Consider the following 15131-nt stretch of genomic DNA (forward strand, 5'->3'; position numbering starts at 1 on the left):
TCAGGCTAAACCTTGTACTTGGATTTTCTCATTATTCTGGGTGTAGGCCCTGCGGAGCAACCGCCGTCCTCAGCTAGTCGGCCAACTCGGCCTGCAGGGCAGCCCGCACACAGTACAGCGCGCCACTGGCCACCCGCCCTTCGAAACGCGGGGCGATCTGGGCTACCGGCGGCAATTCGCCTTCGTCTTCGAGGAAGGCATCCTGGATTTCCGCCAGCAGCTCCTCCGGCAGGTCCAGGGCCTGCTCCAGAGCGATCTGCTGTTGGGCAATGGCTTCGGCCAATAGTGCATAGACATTCTTTTCAGAGCAATTCAGTTGGCGCGCGGCCTGCTCCGGGGTCATGCCGGCGCGTACCAGGGTCAGCACCTCGTGACGCACGTCGGCGACCGGAGTCGGCGCCGCACCACCGTCATTAAGGGCGTCGAGAAAGGCCTGGCCATAGCGCTCCAGCTTGCGGGCACCCACACCGCTGACGCGACTCATCTCGTCCAGCGAGCGCGGCTGGCTGCGCAGCATCTCCAGCAGGGTGGCGTCGGGAAAGATCACATAGGGCGGTACCGAGTGCTCTTCGGCCAGCTTGCGTCTCAGGGTGCGCAACACTTCCCACTGCTCGCGTTCGTCGGCACGTACCAGCTGGCTGGCGGCGCTGGCCGAGGAGCCGCTACTCGCGCCACGCCCGCGCTGAGGCTTGGGATCACGACGCAATTCGATGCGGACTTCGCCTCGCAGCAGGGGGCGGCAGCTTTCGGTCAGGCGCAGGCCGCCATAGCCGTCGACGTCCACCTCGGCCAGGCCACGGGCGACCAACTGGCGGAACAGGGTGCGCCACTCGTCTTCGCCGCGCGCCTTGCCCAGGCCGAACACCGCCAGGCGTTGATGGCCGAGACTGACGATCTTTTCGGTCTCGCGACCGAGCAGGATGTCGACCAGGTGCCCTACCCCGTAGCGCTGACCGCTGCGGTAGATGGCCGATAGCGCCTGGCGCGCCGGCTCGGTGGCATCCCAGGTCTCGACGGTGTCGATGCAGTTGTCGCAATGGCCACAGGGCTGCGGCAGGTGCTCGTCGAAATAGGCCAGCAACACCTGGCGCCGGCAGCGGGTTTCTTCGCACAGGGCCAGCATGGCTTCGAGCTTATGCCGCTCGATGCGCTTGTGGCGCTCGTCGCCTTCGGAGTTCTGCATCATCTGCCGCAACAGCAGTACGTCCTGCAGGCCGTAGGCCATCCAGGCGTCGGCGGGCAGGCCATCCCGCCCGGCGCGACCGGTTTCCTGGTAGTACGCCTCCAGGCTCTTGGGCAGGTCGAGGTGGGCGACGAAGCGCACGTTGGGCTTGTCGATGCCCATGCCGAAAGCGATGGTGGCCACCATGATCAACCCTTCCTCGTTGAGGAAACGCTTCTGGTTGGCGGCGCGGACGTCGTTGGGCAGGCCAGCGTGATAGGGCAAGGCGGGGAAGCCCTGATTGCTGAGCTGCTCTGCCACCTCCTCCACCTTCTTGCGCGACATGCAGTAGACGATGCCAGCATCGCCGCGACGCTCGGCGAGAAAGGCCAGCAATTGCTTGCGCGGCGCTTCCTTGGGCACGATGCGGTAGAAGATGTTGGGACGATCGAAGCTGGAGAGAAAGCGCTCGGCCTCTTCCAGGTGCAGACGGCTGGCCATCTCCTCGCGGGTGCGAGAATCCGCGGTGGCAGTGAGCGCCAGGCGCGGCACGCCGGGAAAATGTTCGGCCAATTGCCCGAGCTGCATGTATTCCGGGCGGAAGTCATGGCCCCATTGGGATACGCAGTGGGCTTCGTCGATGGCGAACAAGGCGATGGGCAGGCGCTTGAGGAAATCCAGCATGCGCGGCTGCACGAGGCGCTCGGGCGCCAGATAGAGCAGCTTGATCTCACCGCGCTCCAGCTGCGCGGCGACGGATCTCTGCTGTTCGCCGGTCATGGTGGAGTTGAGCGCGGTCGCTGACACGCCCAGTTCCAGCAGGGTGGCGACCTGGTCGTCCATCAGCGCGATCAGCGGCGAGACCACCACAGCCACGCCGGGCCGCAGGAGGGCCGGCACCTGGTAGCACAGGGACTTGCCGCCGCCCGTGGGCATCAGTACCAGCGCATCGCCACCGCTGGCCACACGCTCGATGATCCGGGCCTGGTTGCCACGGAACGCGTCGTAGCCAAAGACGTCTTTAAGGATGCGCAGCGCAGGTTCTGACATGAAGCCTCCTCGAATGGAACGGCCATTATACGGATGCCGAGGTCGCTGCGGCGGTGCTTTTCCGTCGGCCGGCGCCGGGCCGTCAGGTTCGACGTGACCGGGGCGCTCGTCTACAATTCCGGCCGTTCTGCCCTTTCGAATCCTTTCCGAGGTAAGTAGCCGATGTCCTTCGCCGAACAATTGACCCGTCTGCGCGATTTTCTCGATGCAGACGATCTGCACGAAGAAGCGCTCGACTACGTAGCCGCCCATGGCTACCTGACCGCCCTGTCCATCTGCCCGGAAGAGGTTCCCGAACGCGAGTGGATCGACGCCCTCTTCGCCGAGCCGCCGCAGTATCGCGACGCCGCCCAGCAGGAGGAGATCGAGCGCTCCCTGGTGCAGCTCAAGGCGCATATCCTGCGCGTGCTGGGCAGTGACGAAGAGCTGGACCTGCCCTGTGACCTGGATCTCGGCCCCGAGCCGGACGACTCCGAACTGCGCGGCTGGTGCATCGGCTTCATGGAAGGCGTGTTCCTGCGCGAAGCCGTATGGTTCGAAGACGCCGAAGACGAGGTCAGCGAGCTGCTGCTGCCGATCATGGTAGGTTCGGGTCTGTTCGACGAACAGCCGGAGTTCTCCGAGATCGCCCAGGACCGTCGCCTGGTCGCCGACATGATGGTGCAGATCCCGGAATTGCTGACCCAGCTGTTCCTGCTGTGCCATTCCCCCGAAGAAAAGCCGGCGCTGCTCAAGCCGCGTCACTGAGCGATGGACGAGGCCACCCCCAGACCCCGCCAGCGCAAGGGCTGGGTCCGCTACCTGCTGCTGGGCCTCGGCTGGCTCAGCGTGGCCCTGGGCATCATCGGCGCCTTTCTGCCCTTGCTGCCCACCACGCCCTTCCTGCTCCTGGCCGCGGCCTGCTTCATGCGCAGCTCGGAGCGCTTCTATCTGTGGCTGATCAACCACAAATGGTTGGGGCCATGGGTCAAGCCCTATCTGGAAGGCGAAGGCATCCCGCTCAAGGGCAAGGTCTACGCCATCGTCGCCATGTGGATCAGCGTGGGGTTTTCCTGCTGGCTGGTGCCCTACGTCTGGGCACGGGTAGCGGCCTTCACCAGCTGCGCGGCGGTGACAGTCTACCTGCTCCGGCAGAAGACCCGGCGCTAGCCGCGCGACCGGCGTGAAAAAAGGGCGATCAGTGATGATCGCCCTTTTTTCATGGGAAACGCAGCGCGCTCAGGCGGCCCTGGCCATGGGGGTCGGCGGTGCCTGATCGGGGACGGTGGGCTCGCCCGGCTCGCTGGGCTGGATGGGCGCCGGATCGGGCTGATCGGGTTCACCGCCAGCACGGGGCATGGCAAGGCTGGCGAATTCGTCGTGCTGGCGGATCGGGAAGCGGGACATGGGGTGACTCCTCTGCTGACTCTCTCTAGGTAGAGTGGTCCGGCACCCGGGTAATTCCCTCAGTCGCGCGGCTCTGCGCCGCCATGATTGCGTGCAAAGGTTTCCGGCCCCATGGCGGCGATCTGGCCGTCGATCAGCGCCTCGAAAGGCGCCAGCAGGGCATCGAAGCGGCGCGGCGCTTCCAGCGCATTCAACGCCGCGACCACGGCCTCCACGGTCGACAGCGCATCCGGCGCCGGGGCCTTGCGCACCCGGTAGCGCGAGGGTGCGCCAGGCGGCAGGGTGAGCCTGGGCAGGGCCGCCAGCAGCGGATTGGCGTGCAGCAGCAAGCGCGCCTTGCGCCAGGTGCCGTCGGGAATCACCAGCAGCCGTGGTACTTCGGTCACGGCAGCGGGCGGCAGCAGGTCCACCGTGACCGCCTCGGGTCCGGGAAACAGCAACCAGGCGTCATGATCGGCGAGCCAGAGCGGCAGGTCGGCAAAGGTCTCGCCAATCTCCAGCTGCGCATTGCCGAGCCCCAGGGCGGCCAGGCGCGCCGTATTGAGCGGATGGCGCCGCTCGCTGGGATGCTGCAGCAGCAGCACCCGGGTGCGATTGGCCAGGGCAGGAATCAGCGCGCACAGGCAGAGCGACAGGGGACGCTGGCAGCGGGCGCAGGCGGGACGGGACATCAGGCCTTCCGGAGCGAATCGGGGCGGCGATCATACCGGATCGCCGCCGCCCTGCTCCGCTCTAGCGATTGAAGCGCGCGGTGAGATCGTGCAGGTAGTCGGCCATGCCTTCCAGTTCGCGACTCAGTTCCGAGCCGCGACGGGCCTGGGCCGAGCTGTGATCGGAGAGTTCGGCGATGCGGCTGATCTGGCGATTGATATCCTCCGACACGTGACTCTGCTCTTCTACCGCGGTGGCCATCTGCTGGCTCATGGCGGTGATGAGGCTGACCGAGGCACTGATGCCTTCCAGGGATTCGCGCACCGCCGCCGAGTGACGTTCGCTCTGGCGCGAGGTCTCTTCGCCACGACTGGCGGTGGCCACGGCGCGGTCGGCGTTGGCCTGCAGGTTGGCGATGATCTGGTGGATCTGTTCGGTGGATTCCCGGGTACGCGAGGCCAGCGAGCGGACCTCGTCGGCCACCACGGCGAAACCGCGACCGGCTTCGCCGGCCCGGGCAGCCTCGATGGCGGCGTTGAGCGCCAGCAGGTTGGTCTGTTCGGCGATGGCGGTGATGACGTCGGCGACACTGCCGATGCTCTGGGTCGAGTTGGCCAGCTCGCCCACCGCCTGACCGATGTCGCTGACCGCCGCGCCGAGTTCGCGCATGGAGGTCAGGCTTTCTTCGGCCTTGTCACGCCCGGAGTGCACCAGGCTCTCGGCATTGGCGGCGGCCTGGGCGGTCTCCTGGACGTTCTGCGAGACCTCGTGGATGGTGGAGGTCATCTGAGTGATGGCGGCGGCGGACTGGTCGGTCTCGTGGCGCTGTTGTTCCAGCAGCTCGGCCTCGGACTGGGCCAGCTGGGAGGATTCGCGGGCCTTCAGGCGCACGCTGTCGCCAACGTCGGCCAGGCGGGTCAGGGCCGTCTGCAGCCGCGCAGCCTCGCTGTGCAGCGCCAGATCCAGGCGCGCTGGGGCGCCGACCTGATCACTGTAGGTCGGGGCGACCACGGCACTGGAAAACATCTTTGGATGATCGGCGAGGATGCGTTCGATGCTGGCGCGCTGGCGATACAGCTGGTGCGCGCTGATGCCCAGCAGGGCAGCGACAATGAGCACCGTTTGCGCGGGGTCATTCAGCACGAAGTGGCCGCCGAGGATGACGCCAATGGCTGCCACCGTCGACCAGCAGGCGGCGATGGCGCTGCCCAGGCGGCGAGTCATGGGCACGGGCGCCTTGCCGGCATTGATGCGGGCATAGAGTTCGCCGGCGCGACGGACTTCGCTGGCGCTGGGCAGCGAACGCACGGACTCGTAACCGATCACCCGGCCCTGCTCGAGGATCGGGGTGACATAGGCGCTCACCCAGTAGAAATCACCGTTCTTGCAGCGATTCTTGACGATGCCCATCCACGGCTTGCCCTCCTTGAGGGTCGCCCACATGTGGCCGAACACCGGCGGCGGCATGTCGGGATGACGCACCAGATTGTGCGGACTGCCGATCAGCTCCTCCCGGGTATAGCCACTGATGGCGATGAAGGCCTCGTTGCAGTAGGTGATGTTCCCCTGCAGGTCAGTGGTGGAGATGAGTCGTTCTTCTTCCTTGAAGGTACGGCCTTGCTGGGTGACCGGCAAATTCGTGCGCATGCGGGTGCCTTATCTAGCGGGTTATCTACTCCGTGCGACATCAACCAATTCAATGGTGGCCAACTGCCGTCACAGGCGCCGACGGTAACCATTTGGTTATCGTCATACTAGGTATCGGCATGTTGCATCTGGGCTTTAAGGATGCGCTGAAAACTCTGGATAAGCGGCTCCTTTCCGCGCCCTCGACGGCTGATGAGGGAGAACGGCGCCTGATAGCCAAAGGTGGCCGGTTGCAGGGCCTTGAGCCGCCCCTGGTCGACCCAGGCGTGGACATAGTGCTCCGGGAGATAGCCGATATAGGCACCCGAGAGGATGAGGATCAACTGCGCTTCCATGCTTTCCACGGTGGCGGCGCTTTCCTTGAAGCCATGGCGAGCCAGCTCGGCCTGACTCCAGTAGCCGCGTCGCACCATCCGCTGGCGGGTGATCATCTCGGCCGGGATGCGCCGCTCCTGGAACAGTGGATGCCGATCACTGCAATACAGCCAGTGCTGCTCGCGATACAGCGGCTGGTAGACCACCCCGTTCATCCGCGCGGAAAAGGCACCCACGGCGAGATCCAGCCGTCCCTCCAAGACGCCGAGCTGCAATTCATAGGGGCTGGTCACGGCCAGGTGCAGATGCACGCCGGGATAGTCATGGGTGTAGCGGCCAATCACCTGTGCCAGCGGCAGCGCCGGTTCGCTGGACAGCGAATCCAGCACGCCGAGGTTGAGGGTGCCGCTCAGTTCGCCCCTGAGGGTGGTGGCATAGCGTTCGAAGCTCTCGATCTCGCCCAGGATGCGCAGGGTTTCCTGATGGAAGAGTTCACCCTTGCTGGTCAGGGCGAAACCGCCCCGGCCGCGATGACAGAGGGTGACGCCGAGCTGACCCTCCAGCTGGCTCATGTAGGTGCTGATGGCCGAGGTGGACAGGTTCAATTCCTGCTGCGCCGCGGCGAATCCCTGGTGGCGAACCACGCAGGCGAACAGCTTGAGCAGGCGGATGTCGTGGAGGGCATTGGCCATGGCGGACTCCGGTGGACGCAGCCCGGCAGTCTAGCCATTAGTTCAGAAATCTCTGAAGTGATTTTTTGTCCGGGCCGATTCTTCAGCCGCCATCGGCTTTGCACAATCGGGACATCACTACGACGAGGATGACCCGTGGAAAAGATCCTGCACCAGCCGCTGGGCGGCAACGAGATGCCCCGTTTCGGCGGCATCGCCAGCATGCTGCGACTGCCCCACCTCGCCTCCCCTCAAGGCCTCGATGCCGCCTTCATCGGCATCCCGCTGGACATCGGCACCTCGCTGCGCTCCGGCACCCGCTTCGGTCCGCGCCAGCTGCGCAGCGAATCGGTGATGATCCGGCCCTACAACATGGCCACCGGCGCGGCGCCCTTCGATTCCCTGAGTGTCGCCGACCTGGGCGATGTGGCCATCAATACCTTCAACCTGCTGGACACGGTGCGCCTGATCGAAGCGCATTACGACCGGGTGCTGGAGCACGGCGTCATCCCCCTAACCCTGGGCGGCGATCACACCCTGACCCTGCCGATCCTGCGCGCCATGAAGAAGAAGTACGGCAAGATCGGCCTGGTGCACGTGGATGCCCACGCCGACGTCAACGAGCACATGTTCGGCGAGAAGATCGCCCATGGCACCACCTTCCGCCGCGCGGTGGAGGAAGGCCTGCTCGACTGCGACCGGGTGGTGCAGATCGGCCTGCGCGCCCAGGGCTATGCCGCCGACGATTTCGACTGGTGCCGCGAGCAGGGCTTTCGGGTGGTGCAGGCCGAGGAGTGCTGGCACAGATCGCTGACGCCGCTGATGGCCGAGGTGCGCGAGCGGGTCGGGGGCGGCCCGGTGTATCTGTCCTATGACATCGACAGCATCGACCCGGCCTGGGCGCCGGGGACCGGCACGCCGGAGATCGGCGGCCTGACCACCATCCAGGCACTGGAGATCATCCGCGGCTGCCGAGGACTCGAGCTGGTGGGCTGCGACCTGGTCGAGGTCTCGCCGCCCTATGACACCACCGGCAATACCGCGCTGCTCGGCGCCAACCTGCTCTACGAGATGCTCTGCGTGCTGCCGGGGGTCGCCTACCGCTGACGCTCCAAGGTGCGGCGACCCGCCATGACGGTCGCCCACCCGCTGTCTTTTCGCTGCCGAACACCGGCGGACCGCCTGGTCCGCCGACAACAAGAACGCGGGTCCGGCCTGCGTATAACCGTGTCGAGGCGTCATCCATGGACCATCATGACGGCATCACCCGTATCGAAACCTTTGGCGTCGAGCAGATTCCCGACCACGAACGCCATGCCACACCCTTCGACCTGTTCCGCCTGATCTTTGGCGGGGCCAACACCTTCGCCACCGCCGTGCTCGGCAGCTTTCCGATCCTGTTCGGCCTGTCCTTCCAGGCCGGGGTGCTGGCCATTGCGAGCGGGGTCCTGTGTGGCGCGCTGATCCTCGCGCCCATGGGGCTGTTCGGCGCGCTCAACGGCACCAACAACGCCGTCTCCTCCGGCGCCCATTTCGGCGTCCACGGCCGTATCGTCGGCTCCTTTCTCTCGCTGCTGACCGCCATCGCCTTCTTTTCGCTGTCGGTCTGGAGTTCCGGCGATGCCCTGGTGGGCGGTGCCCAGCGCCTGGTCGGACTGCCGGAGAACGCGCTCAGCCTGGGGCTGGCCTATGGGCTGTTTGCCGTGCTGGTGCTGACGGTGTGCCTCTATGGCTTTCGCTTCATGCTGTGGGTCAACAAGATCGCCGTGGTCAGTGCCAGCCTGCTGTTCCTGCTCGGCATCCCGGCCTTCGCCGGCAGCTTCGACGCCGGTTACGCCGGCACCCTGCAAGCGGGTCAGCCGGGCTTCTGGGCAGCCTTTGTCGGCGCGGCCCTGGTGGCCATGAGCAATCCGGTGTCCTTTGGCGCCTTTCTCGGCGACTGGTCGCGCTACATTCCGCGGCAGACGCCCCGCCTGCGCATCCTGCTGGCGGTGATCGCGGCCCAGGCCGCCACCCTGATCCCCTTCCTGTTCGGCCTGGCCACCGCCTCGCTGGTGGCGACCAGGGCACCCGACTACATCGCGCAAAACAACTATGTGGGCGGCCTGCTGGCCATCGCGCCTACTTGGTACTTCCTGCCGGTATGCCTGCTGGCGATCATCGGTGGCCTGTCCACCGGCACCACCGCGCTCTATGGCACCGGCCTGGATCTCTCCAGCGTGCTACCCCGGCTGCTGACCCGGGTTCGGGCGACCCTGCTGATCGGGCTGGCGGCCATCGCCTTCATCTTCATCGGGCGCTTCAGCTTCAACCTGGTGCAGAGCGTCTCCACCTTTGCCGTGCTGATCGTGACCTGCACCAGCCCCTGGATGGTGATCATGATCCTCGGGCTGGTGGTCCGCCGCGGCTTCTATTGCCCGGACGATCTGCAGGTGTTCACCCGGGGCGAGCAGGGTGGCCGCTACTGGTTCCACCATGGCTGGAACTGGCGCGGCATGGGCGCCTGGATTCCCAGCGCCCTGCTCGGGCTGGCCTTCGTCAACCTGCCCGGCCAGTTCGTGGGCCCCCTGGGCGCGCTGGCCGGCGGCATCGACCTGAGCCTGCCCCTGGCCCTGGGCAGCGCCGCCCTGCTCTACCTGATTTTGCTCCTGCTGTTCCCGGAACCGGTTGCCGTCTATGGCCCGGCCGGTGCACGGCGCCCCAGACGCCGACGTGCCCGCGCAACACCTCCAGGCATCCGCGCCGCCTGATCCCGAACCCTGTCATGGGGCCGGCGCGCCCGGCCTTGCTCAGCCCTACAAGAGATCCCGTCAATGATCCTGGATATTTCCGTCGTCCTGGCCTATGCCCTGGCCATGTTGTTGCTCGGCTGGTACGGCATGCGCCGTGCCCGCAATCAGGAGGAATTCCTCGTCGCCGGCCGCAACCTCGGTCCGGCCTGCTACCTGGGCACCATGGCCGCCACGGTGCTGGGTGGCGCCGCCACCGTGGGCACGGTGCGCCTGGGCTACGTCCACGGGCTGTCCGGCTTCTGGCTGTGCGCCATGCTGGGTGGTGGCATCCTGGTGCTCAATCTGTTTCTCGCCAAACCCCTGCTGAAGTTGCGTATCTACACCGTGACCCAGGTGCTGGAACGGCGCTATACGCCCCTGGCCCGGCAGGCCAGCGCCGCCATCATGTTCGTCTATGCGCTGATGCTGAGCGTGGTCTCGGTGCTGGCCATGGGCACGGTGATCCAGGTGCTGTTCGAGCTGCCCTTCTGGAGCGCCATCCTGCTCGGTGGCAGCGTGGTGGTGATCTATTCCAGCATCGGCGGCATGTGGTCCCTGACGCTGACCGACATCGTCCAGTTCGTCATCAAGACCGCAGGCCTGATGTTCGTGCTGCTGCCGATCTGCCTGACCCGGGTCGGTGGCTGGGATGCCCTGGTGGCCAAACTGCCGGCCAGCGCCTTCGCCCTGACCACCCTTGGCTACGACACCATCTTCACCTACTTCCTGATCTATTTCTTCGGCATCCTCATCGGCCAGGACATCTGGCAGCGGGTCTTCACCGCGCGCAGCGAGGGTGTAGCGCGCGTGGCGGGCAGCCTGGCCGGCGTCTATTGCGTGATCTACGGCCTGGTGGGCGCACTGATCGGCATGTGCGCCCGGGTGCTGCTGCCGGATCTCGCCGACGCCAACAACGCCTTCGCCGCCATCGTCCGCAGCGCCCTGCCGGACGGCATCCGCGGCCTGGTGATCGCCGCTGCCCTGGCCGCCATGATGTCCACCGCCAGTGCCGGCCTGCTGGCGGCCTCCACCACCCTGACCGAGGACCTCCTGCCGCGACTGCGCGGCGGCCGGGCCTCGACCCTGGGCATGGCCCGGTTGTTCACCCTGCTCACCGGTCTCGCCGTGCTCGCCATCGCGCTGCTGGTCAATGACGTCATCGGCGCCCTGACCTTGGCCTACAACCTGCTGGTAGGTGGCATCCTGGTGCCGCTGCTGGGGGCCATCCTCTGGCCGCGCGCCACCACAGCAGGTGCCCTGGCCAGCATGCTGCTGGGTTCCGGCGCGGACATCGTCTTCATGCTCAAGGACGGCCTGGAGGCCAATACGCCGATCTATTTCAGCCTCGGCCTGAGTCTGGTCAGCTTCGTGCTGGTGAGTCTGCTCACGGCACGTACCCAGGTGGCGCCGCGGCCTGCCTGACCGGCCGCTGCTGCTGCGCGAGCGCCATGACGAGGCGCTCCGACCCCCGGAGCAAGCTAGGCCACCGAACTGCGGGTGCGCTGCACCGCCTGGACCTCGCTCAGGATCAGGCCGCTGGCGGGGCGCATCGGCATCCGCGCCAGATCGATGCGCAGATCCTGGGTTGGCACCTGGTAGGTCATGTCCTGCAGCAGCAGGCGCAGGGCGGAGGTCATGAGCGCCAGGGCGATGCCTTCGCCCGGACAGCGGTGCTGATGGGCCACATCGCCGCCGCCCTGGGGTACGAAGGCGGCACCTGGGATCGCCTCGGCGACAAAGCGCGTGGGCTCGAACACCTCGGGACGCTCCCAGCTGCGCGGATCGCGATTGGTGCCATAGAGATCCAGCAGGACGCAGGTGCCGCGGCGGAAGGCGACGCCGTGCCATTCGAAGGTTTCCCGTACTCGCGCCACGGTGAAGGGAAAGAAGGCGTAGAAGCGTCGCACCTCCTGGGCGAAAGGCAACCGGGCGGCGGGATCGGCCCGCAACCGTTCGCGCCAGGCCGGTTGCTTGTAAAGCGCCAGGGCGGCAAAGGTGGAAAAGCGTGCTACGGCCACCGTTGGCCGCAGCACATTGAGCAGCTCCACCGCGGCCACCCGTGGCGACAACGGCTGACCATCCGGCTCCCGGTGCTGCGCGATCAGCGCCAGGGCGCTGCCAGTCGGTGCCGGCTGCTTGCGGGCCTGCTCGACCTGCCCGCCAAGCCAGCGCTCCAGCCGCCGACGTGCCCGGCGAGCGCCCAGGTTGGCCAGGCCTGGGCTGCCGGCGCCTTCGAGCAGCGCGACCAGGTCGGCACAGCGCTGCCCCTCCTCTTCCGGGGCCAGGGTGACGCCCGCCCAGTCGCAGACCGCGCGGGTATAGAGGCGATGCAATTCGTCCAGCAGGATAATCTCGCCGCGGCTCTGCCAGCTGGGCAGCCTGGCGCGCCACTCCCGTTCCACCCGGGTGATCAAGGCCTCCACCCGCGCCGGCCGGGTAATCTCAAGGAAGAGCGCCTTGCGCTGGCGGTGAGCCGCACCATCCAGGCCCTGGACGCCGCCTTCGCCGAACAGTGTCTGGCGCAGTGACCGGGGCGCGGCATCCACTCGGGTGAAACGTTCCTCACGATAGAAGAGCTCCACCGCCGCCTGGCCACGCAGACAGAGGATGGGCTGCAGGAACAGCCGGGTGGCGAAGACATCGCTATCCAGGCGATCGCAGCGATTGCTGATGAAGGCATAGCCTTCGCGCAACAGTGCCAGGCTCGAATCGAAAGCCGAGAGCGGTGGCAGGATGGACATCGAGAGCTCCAGGGGAGGGAAAGGTCCTGCCCGTGGGACCGCGGGCAAGCGGCGCCGGTGCCTCCGCTGCGCTTGCTGTTTTTGCAGCGACGCCGCGACGATATCGGGTCGCCGCATTCGAACGCTGGCGGTCGAGCGGAGGTCCACGCAGCAGGGGCCGTCGTCGCGACGCTCCGCATTCCGGACAAGGCTCTCGCGTTTGAACCCCACCCGTCGTTCCCGTCTGCAACTCCTTCTTCTGCTGACCCTGGCCGTCCTTACCCTGGCGCTCGGCTGGTCCCCCTTGGACCGTTTCACCTGGACGATCGAGCAGCTACTGGTGATCATCGCCGTGCTGGGCGTGGCCCTGGTCCAGCGACGGCTTCGGCTGTCGGCCAGCGCCAGCCTGCAACTCTTCGGCTTTCTGGTGCTGCACCAGATCGGCGCCCACTACACCTATTCCCGGGTGCCCTACGACGACGCCTGGCAGGCCCTGACCGGTTACCGGCTGACCGAGGTCCTGGATCTGCAGCGCAACCACTACGACCGGCTGGTCCACCTCGCCTATGGCCTGCTGTTGGCCCGGCCAACTCGGGAAGTGGTCCAGGGCCTGACCGGGCTGCGCGGCTGGCGGAGCGCCTATGTGGCCCTGGAATTCATCCTGGCCTCCTCAGCCGGTTACGAATTGATGGAATGGCTGGGCGCCGATCTGCTGGCGGGCGACGCCGCGGAAGCCTTCGTCGGTGCCCAGGGCGACCCCTGGGACGCGCAAAAGGACATGGCCCTGGCCTTCGTTGGCGCCCTGCTGTCGCTGGTCTGCCGCCATGGCTGGCCCGGTCGCCGCGGGACCGGCCATGGCGCTGACTCGCCCTAGCGGGCGATCACGGGTTCCAGGGCTTCCAGCCAGCAGACCACCGCCACGGCGCCGCCATCGGGAATGCCGCGGGCCCGTTCGCCCAGGTAACTGGCGCGACCCTGGGCCGGCAGCATCTCGGCGGTAGCCGCGGCGCCCTCGCGAGCGGCAGCGAGGGCCGTGGCAAAGGCCTGCGCCGGGCTGGCACCAGCCCGGGCACCGTCCGACAGGGCATCCGCTGCCGGTCGCAAGGCATCGAGCATGGTGCGCTGGCCCGGTTGGGCGCCGCCGAGTTCGGCAAGGGCCTGGACGCCGCCATCGAGCGCTTCGGCCCATTGAGCCAGCGTGGGTCGCTCCACCCCGTCCAGCACCTGGGCGGCGCGGACCAGGGCGCAGGCGTAGAAGGGTCCGGAGCTGCCGCCGATGGCGCGGCGCAGAGCCTGCCCCATGGCTGCCAGGGCACTGGCCGGGGCGTACCAGGCGCTGGCTGGCAAGGCGCGCATCGCTTCGGCGCCACGGGCCAGGCTGGTGCCGAGATCGCCATCCCCGGCGCGGCTGTCCAGATCGGTGAGGCGAGCTTCGTTGGCCAGCAGGCTGGCGATGATCGCATCTGCCGCCTCCTGCAGACGCTCGGCCAGGGGACCAGGGGTGCGAGGGATCGTTTCGGCTGCCGCCGCGGGTGCGGGCAACAGGGTGGGCGCCGCCGGGACCCGGCCTTCACCCGGCCAGGCCCGCGCCTGGGTCGGCGCATCGAGCAGCGCCAGGCGCGCCTCATCCACCGGCAGCAGCGACAGCGAACAGCCGGGCATGTCCAGGGCGCTGAGAAAGGTACCGGTCCAGGCGCGTTCCACCACCAGACCGCGCTGGCGCAGCTGACTCACTGCCGCCCGCGCCACCAGGGCGAGTTCCAGCGGCGGCGTCGCGCCCAGGCCATTGACCAGCAGCGCCAGGCGCGTGCCCTCTGGATAGCCGCCGTCTTCAATAAGGGTATCCAGCAGCCGCGCCACGGTGGCGTCGGCGCCCAGCCGGGGGCCGCGCTCGACGCCCTGCTCGCCATGGATGCCGAGGCCCCATTCCACCTCGTCGTCCGCCAGCTGGAAACCCGGATGCCCCACCGCCGGCACCGTACAGGCGCCCAGGGCCACGCCCATGCTGCGCAACTCGGCGCTCGCGGCGCGGGCCAGGGCGGCCACCTCGGCCAGGGGACGTCCGGCGGCGGCTGCCGCGCCCGCGAGCTTGTGGATCAGCACGGTGCCCGCGATGCCCCGGCGCCTTTCCGGCGCCACCGTGTGGCGCAGGGCCGCGTCGTCCGCCACCAATACCGTCTCGACCGGAATGCCTTCGCTGCGCGCCAGTTCGGCGGCCAGGCCGAAGTTGAGACGGTCGCCGGTGTAGTTCTTGACCACCAACAGGGCGCCGGCAGGACCGGCCGCGGCCCGGATCGCGGCCAGCACGGCATCCACGCTCGGTGAGGTGAAGACGTCTCCCGCCACCGCCGCGGTCAGCATGCCCTCGCCGACATAGCCGGCATGGGCCGGTTCGTGGCCGCTGCCGCCGCCGGAAATCACCGCCACCGGGCGCCCGCCCGCTGCGGCTAGGGGCTGGCGCAGGATGACCTGTTCCTCGGCCAGCAGGGCCAGGCCGGGATCCAGGCTGACGAGACCTTCGAGCAGTTCGCGAACCACCGTGGTGGGGCTATTGATCAGCTTCTTCATCGGGGACTCCTGAGGGCGAGAGGTCGCCGCAGTATGGCACGGGGTCCCGCGCCTGCCTGGCAGCGACCTGAACGGCCGACTGACAGGCGCGCAACGGCCTTCCGCCGGACCGGGACGGCAGGCTATCGTTGGCCCGGGAAGCTTTTCACGACCGGGATGTCTCACGCTGTTAGCCAGCCGCGCTCCTGCG

Annotated in this window: 13 protein-coding genes; 6 read left to right on the forward strand and 7 right to left on the reverse strand. The window is 67.4% G+C overall.

Translation table 11 applies throughout. From position 1 onward, the window contains the following. Positions 1-73: 73 nt before the first annotated feature. On the reverse strand, positions 74-2212 hold the full coding sequence (gene recQ, locus BMZ43_RS00515) for a DNA helicase RecQ (protein WP_064308046.1): 2139 nt from the start codon (positions 2210-2212) through the stop codon (positions 74-76). A gap of 162 nt (positions 2213-2374) precedes the next feature. On the opposite strand from recQ, the gene BMZ43_RS00520 reads away from it, so the two are divergent. Both BMZ43_RS00520 and BMZ43_RS00525 read left to right on the forward strand, forming a co-directional pair. After that, complete coding sequence (locus tag BMZ43_RS00520; RefSeq protein WP_007162291.1) at positions 2375-2959, forward strand: UPF0149 family protein; 585 nt, start codon at positions 2375-2377, stop codon at positions 2957-2959. Between the two features lie 3 nt (positions 2960-2962). After that, positions 2963-3361 carry a YbaN family protein gene (locus BMZ43_RS00525; RefSeq protein ID WP_007162290.1) on the forward strand — a complete coding sequence of 133 codons (399 nt, stop codon included), beginning with the start codon at positions 2963-2965 and terminating at the stop codon, positions 3359-3361. 69 nt (positions 3362-3430) lie between these two features. Here the strand turns inward: BMZ43_RS00525 and BMZ43_RS26400 are convergent, their stop codons facing one another. From BMZ43_RS26400 to BMZ43_RS00540, 4 genes are all read right to left on the reverse strand, one after another. Then, a complete protein-coding gene (locus tag BMZ43_RS26400; protein WP_007162289.1) occupies positions 3431-3598 on the reverse strand; it encodes a hypothetical protein in 168 nt (55 codons plus the stop codon). 59 nt (positions 3599-3657) lie between these two features. Next, a complete protein-coding gene (locus tag BMZ43_RS00530) occupies positions 3658-4269 on the reverse strand; it encodes a tRNA-uridine aminocarboxypropyltransferase (RefSeq protein WP_064308047.1) in 612 nt (203 codons plus the stop codon). 61 nt (positions 4270-4330) lie between these two features. Continuing rightward, a complete protein-coding gene (locus tag BMZ43_RS00535) occupies positions 4331-5896 on the reverse strand; it encodes a methyl-accepting chemotaxis protein (RefSeq protein ID WP_064308048.1) in 1566 nt (521 codons plus the stop codon). A gap of 107 nt (positions 5897-6003) precedes the next feature. Further along, positions 6004-6903 carry a LysR family transcriptional regulator gene (locus BMZ43_RS00540; RefSeq protein WP_064308049.1) on the reverse strand — a complete coding sequence of 300 codons (900 nt, stop codon included), beginning with the start codon at positions 6901-6903 and terminating at the stop codon, positions 6004-6006. Between the two features lie 135 nt (positions 6904-7038). Here BMZ43_RS00540 and speB point away from each other — a divergent pair, with 135 nt between their 5' ends. The 3 genes from speB to BMZ43_RS00555 all read left to right on the forward strand — a co-directional run bounded on the left by speB (position 7039) and on the right by BMZ43_RS00555 (position 11075). Further along, positions 7039-7989 carry an agmatinase gene (gene speB / locus BMZ43_RS00545; protein ID WP_044342328.1) on the forward strand — a complete coding sequence of 317 codons (951 nt, stop codon included), beginning with the start codon at positions 7039-7041 and terminating at the stop codon, positions 7987-7989. A gap of 137 nt (positions 7990-8126) precedes the next feature. After that, positions 8127-9632, forward strand: coding sequence for a purine-cytosine permease family protein (locus tag BMZ43_RS00550; RefSeq protein ID WP_064308050.1), 1506 nt, complete (start codon positions 8127-8129; stop codon positions 9630-9632). A 63-nt stretch (positions 9633-9695) separates the two neighbouring features. After that, positions 9696-11075, forward strand: a complete 1380-nt coding sequence (locus tag BMZ43_RS00555; protein WP_064308051.1) for a sodium:solute symporter family protein — start codon at positions 9696-9698, stop codon at positions 11073-11075. 56 nt (positions 11076-11131) lie between these two features. Here BMZ43_RS00555 and BMZ43_RS00560 read toward each other — a convergent pair whose 3' ends face one another. Beyond that, complete coding sequence (locus BMZ43_RS00560; protein WP_064308052.1) at positions 11132-12394, reverse strand: cytochrome P450; 1263 nt, start codon at positions 12392-12394, stop codon at positions 11132-11134. Positions 12395-12593: 199 nt separating this feature from the next. Between BMZ43_RS00560 and BMZ43_RS00565 the strand changes: the two genes are divergently transcribed. Beyond that, the gene (locus BMZ43_RS00565; protein ID WP_064308053.1) at positions 12594-13247 is read left to right on the forward strand and encodes a DUF2238 domain-containing protein; all 654 of its coding nucleotides are present in this window, start codon (positions 12594-12596) and stop codon (positions 13245-13247) included. Here BMZ43_RS00565 and BMZ43_RS00570 read toward each other — a convergent pair. Then, positions 13244-14941: a dihydroxyacetone kinase family protein gene (locus BMZ43_RS00570; RefSeq protein ID WP_093249007.1), complete on the reverse strand. Its 1698-nt coding sequence runs from the start codon at positions 14939-14941 to the stop codon at positions 13244-13246. The genes BMZ43_RS00565 and BMZ43_RS00570 overlap by 4 nt on opposite strands. Between the last annotated feature and the right edge of the window lie 190 nt (positions 14942-15131).

The sequence above is a fragment of the Pseudomonas sp. Snoq117.2 genome (assembly GCF_900110545.1).
Classification (GTDB): domain Bacteria; phylum Pseudomonadota; class Gammaproteobacteria; order Pseudomonadales; family Pseudomonadaceae; genus Chryseomonas; species Chryseomonas benzopyrenica.

Bases quoted from the DNA above. Each gene is read 5' to 3' on its own strand.
- recQ (WP_064308046.1), bottom strand. From the start codon at position 2,212: ATGTCAGAACCTGCGCTGCGCATCCTTAAAGACGTCTTTGGCTACGAC.
- BMZ43_RS00520 (WP_007162291.1), top strand. From the start codon at position 2,375: ATGTCCTTCGCCGAACAATTGACCCGTCTGCGCGATTTTCTCGATGCA.
- BMZ43_RS00525 (WP_007162290.1), top strand. From the start codon at position 2,963: ATGGACGAGGCCACCCCCAGACCCCGCCAGCGCAAGGGCTGGGTCCGC.
- BMZ43_RS26400 (WP_007162289.1), bottom strand. From the start codon at position 3,598: ATGTCCCGCTTCCCGATCCGCCAGCACGACGAATTCGCCAGCCTTGCC.
- BMZ43_RS00530 (WP_064308047.1), bottom strand. From the start codon at position 4,269: ATGTCCCGTCCCGCCTGCGCCCGCTGCCAGCGTCCCCTGTCGCTCTGC.
- BMZ43_RS00535 (WP_064308048.1), bottom strand. From the start codon at position 5,896: ATGCGCACGAATTTGCCGGTCACCCAGCAAGGCCGTACCTTCAAGGAA.
- BMZ43_RS00540 (WP_064308049.1), bottom strand. From the start codon at position 6,903: ATGGCCAATGCCCTCCACGACATCCGCCTGCTCAAGCTGTTCGCCTGC.
- BMZ43_RS00550 (WP_064308050.1), top strand. From the start codon at position 8,127: ATGGACCATCATGACGGCATCACCCGTATCGAAACCTTTGGCGTCGAG.
- BMZ43_RS00555 (WP_064308051.1), top strand. From the start codon at position 9,696: ATGATCCTGGATATTTCCGTCGTCCTGGCCTATGCCCTGGCCATGTTG.
- BMZ43_RS00560 (WP_064308052.1), bottom strand. From the start codon at position 12,394: ATGTCCATCCTGCCACCGCTCTCGGCTTTCGATTCGAGCCTGGCACTG.
- BMZ43_RS00570 (WP_093249007.1), bottom strand. From the start codon at position 14,941: ATGAAGAAGCTGATCAATAGCCCCACCACGGTGGTTCGCGAACTGCTC.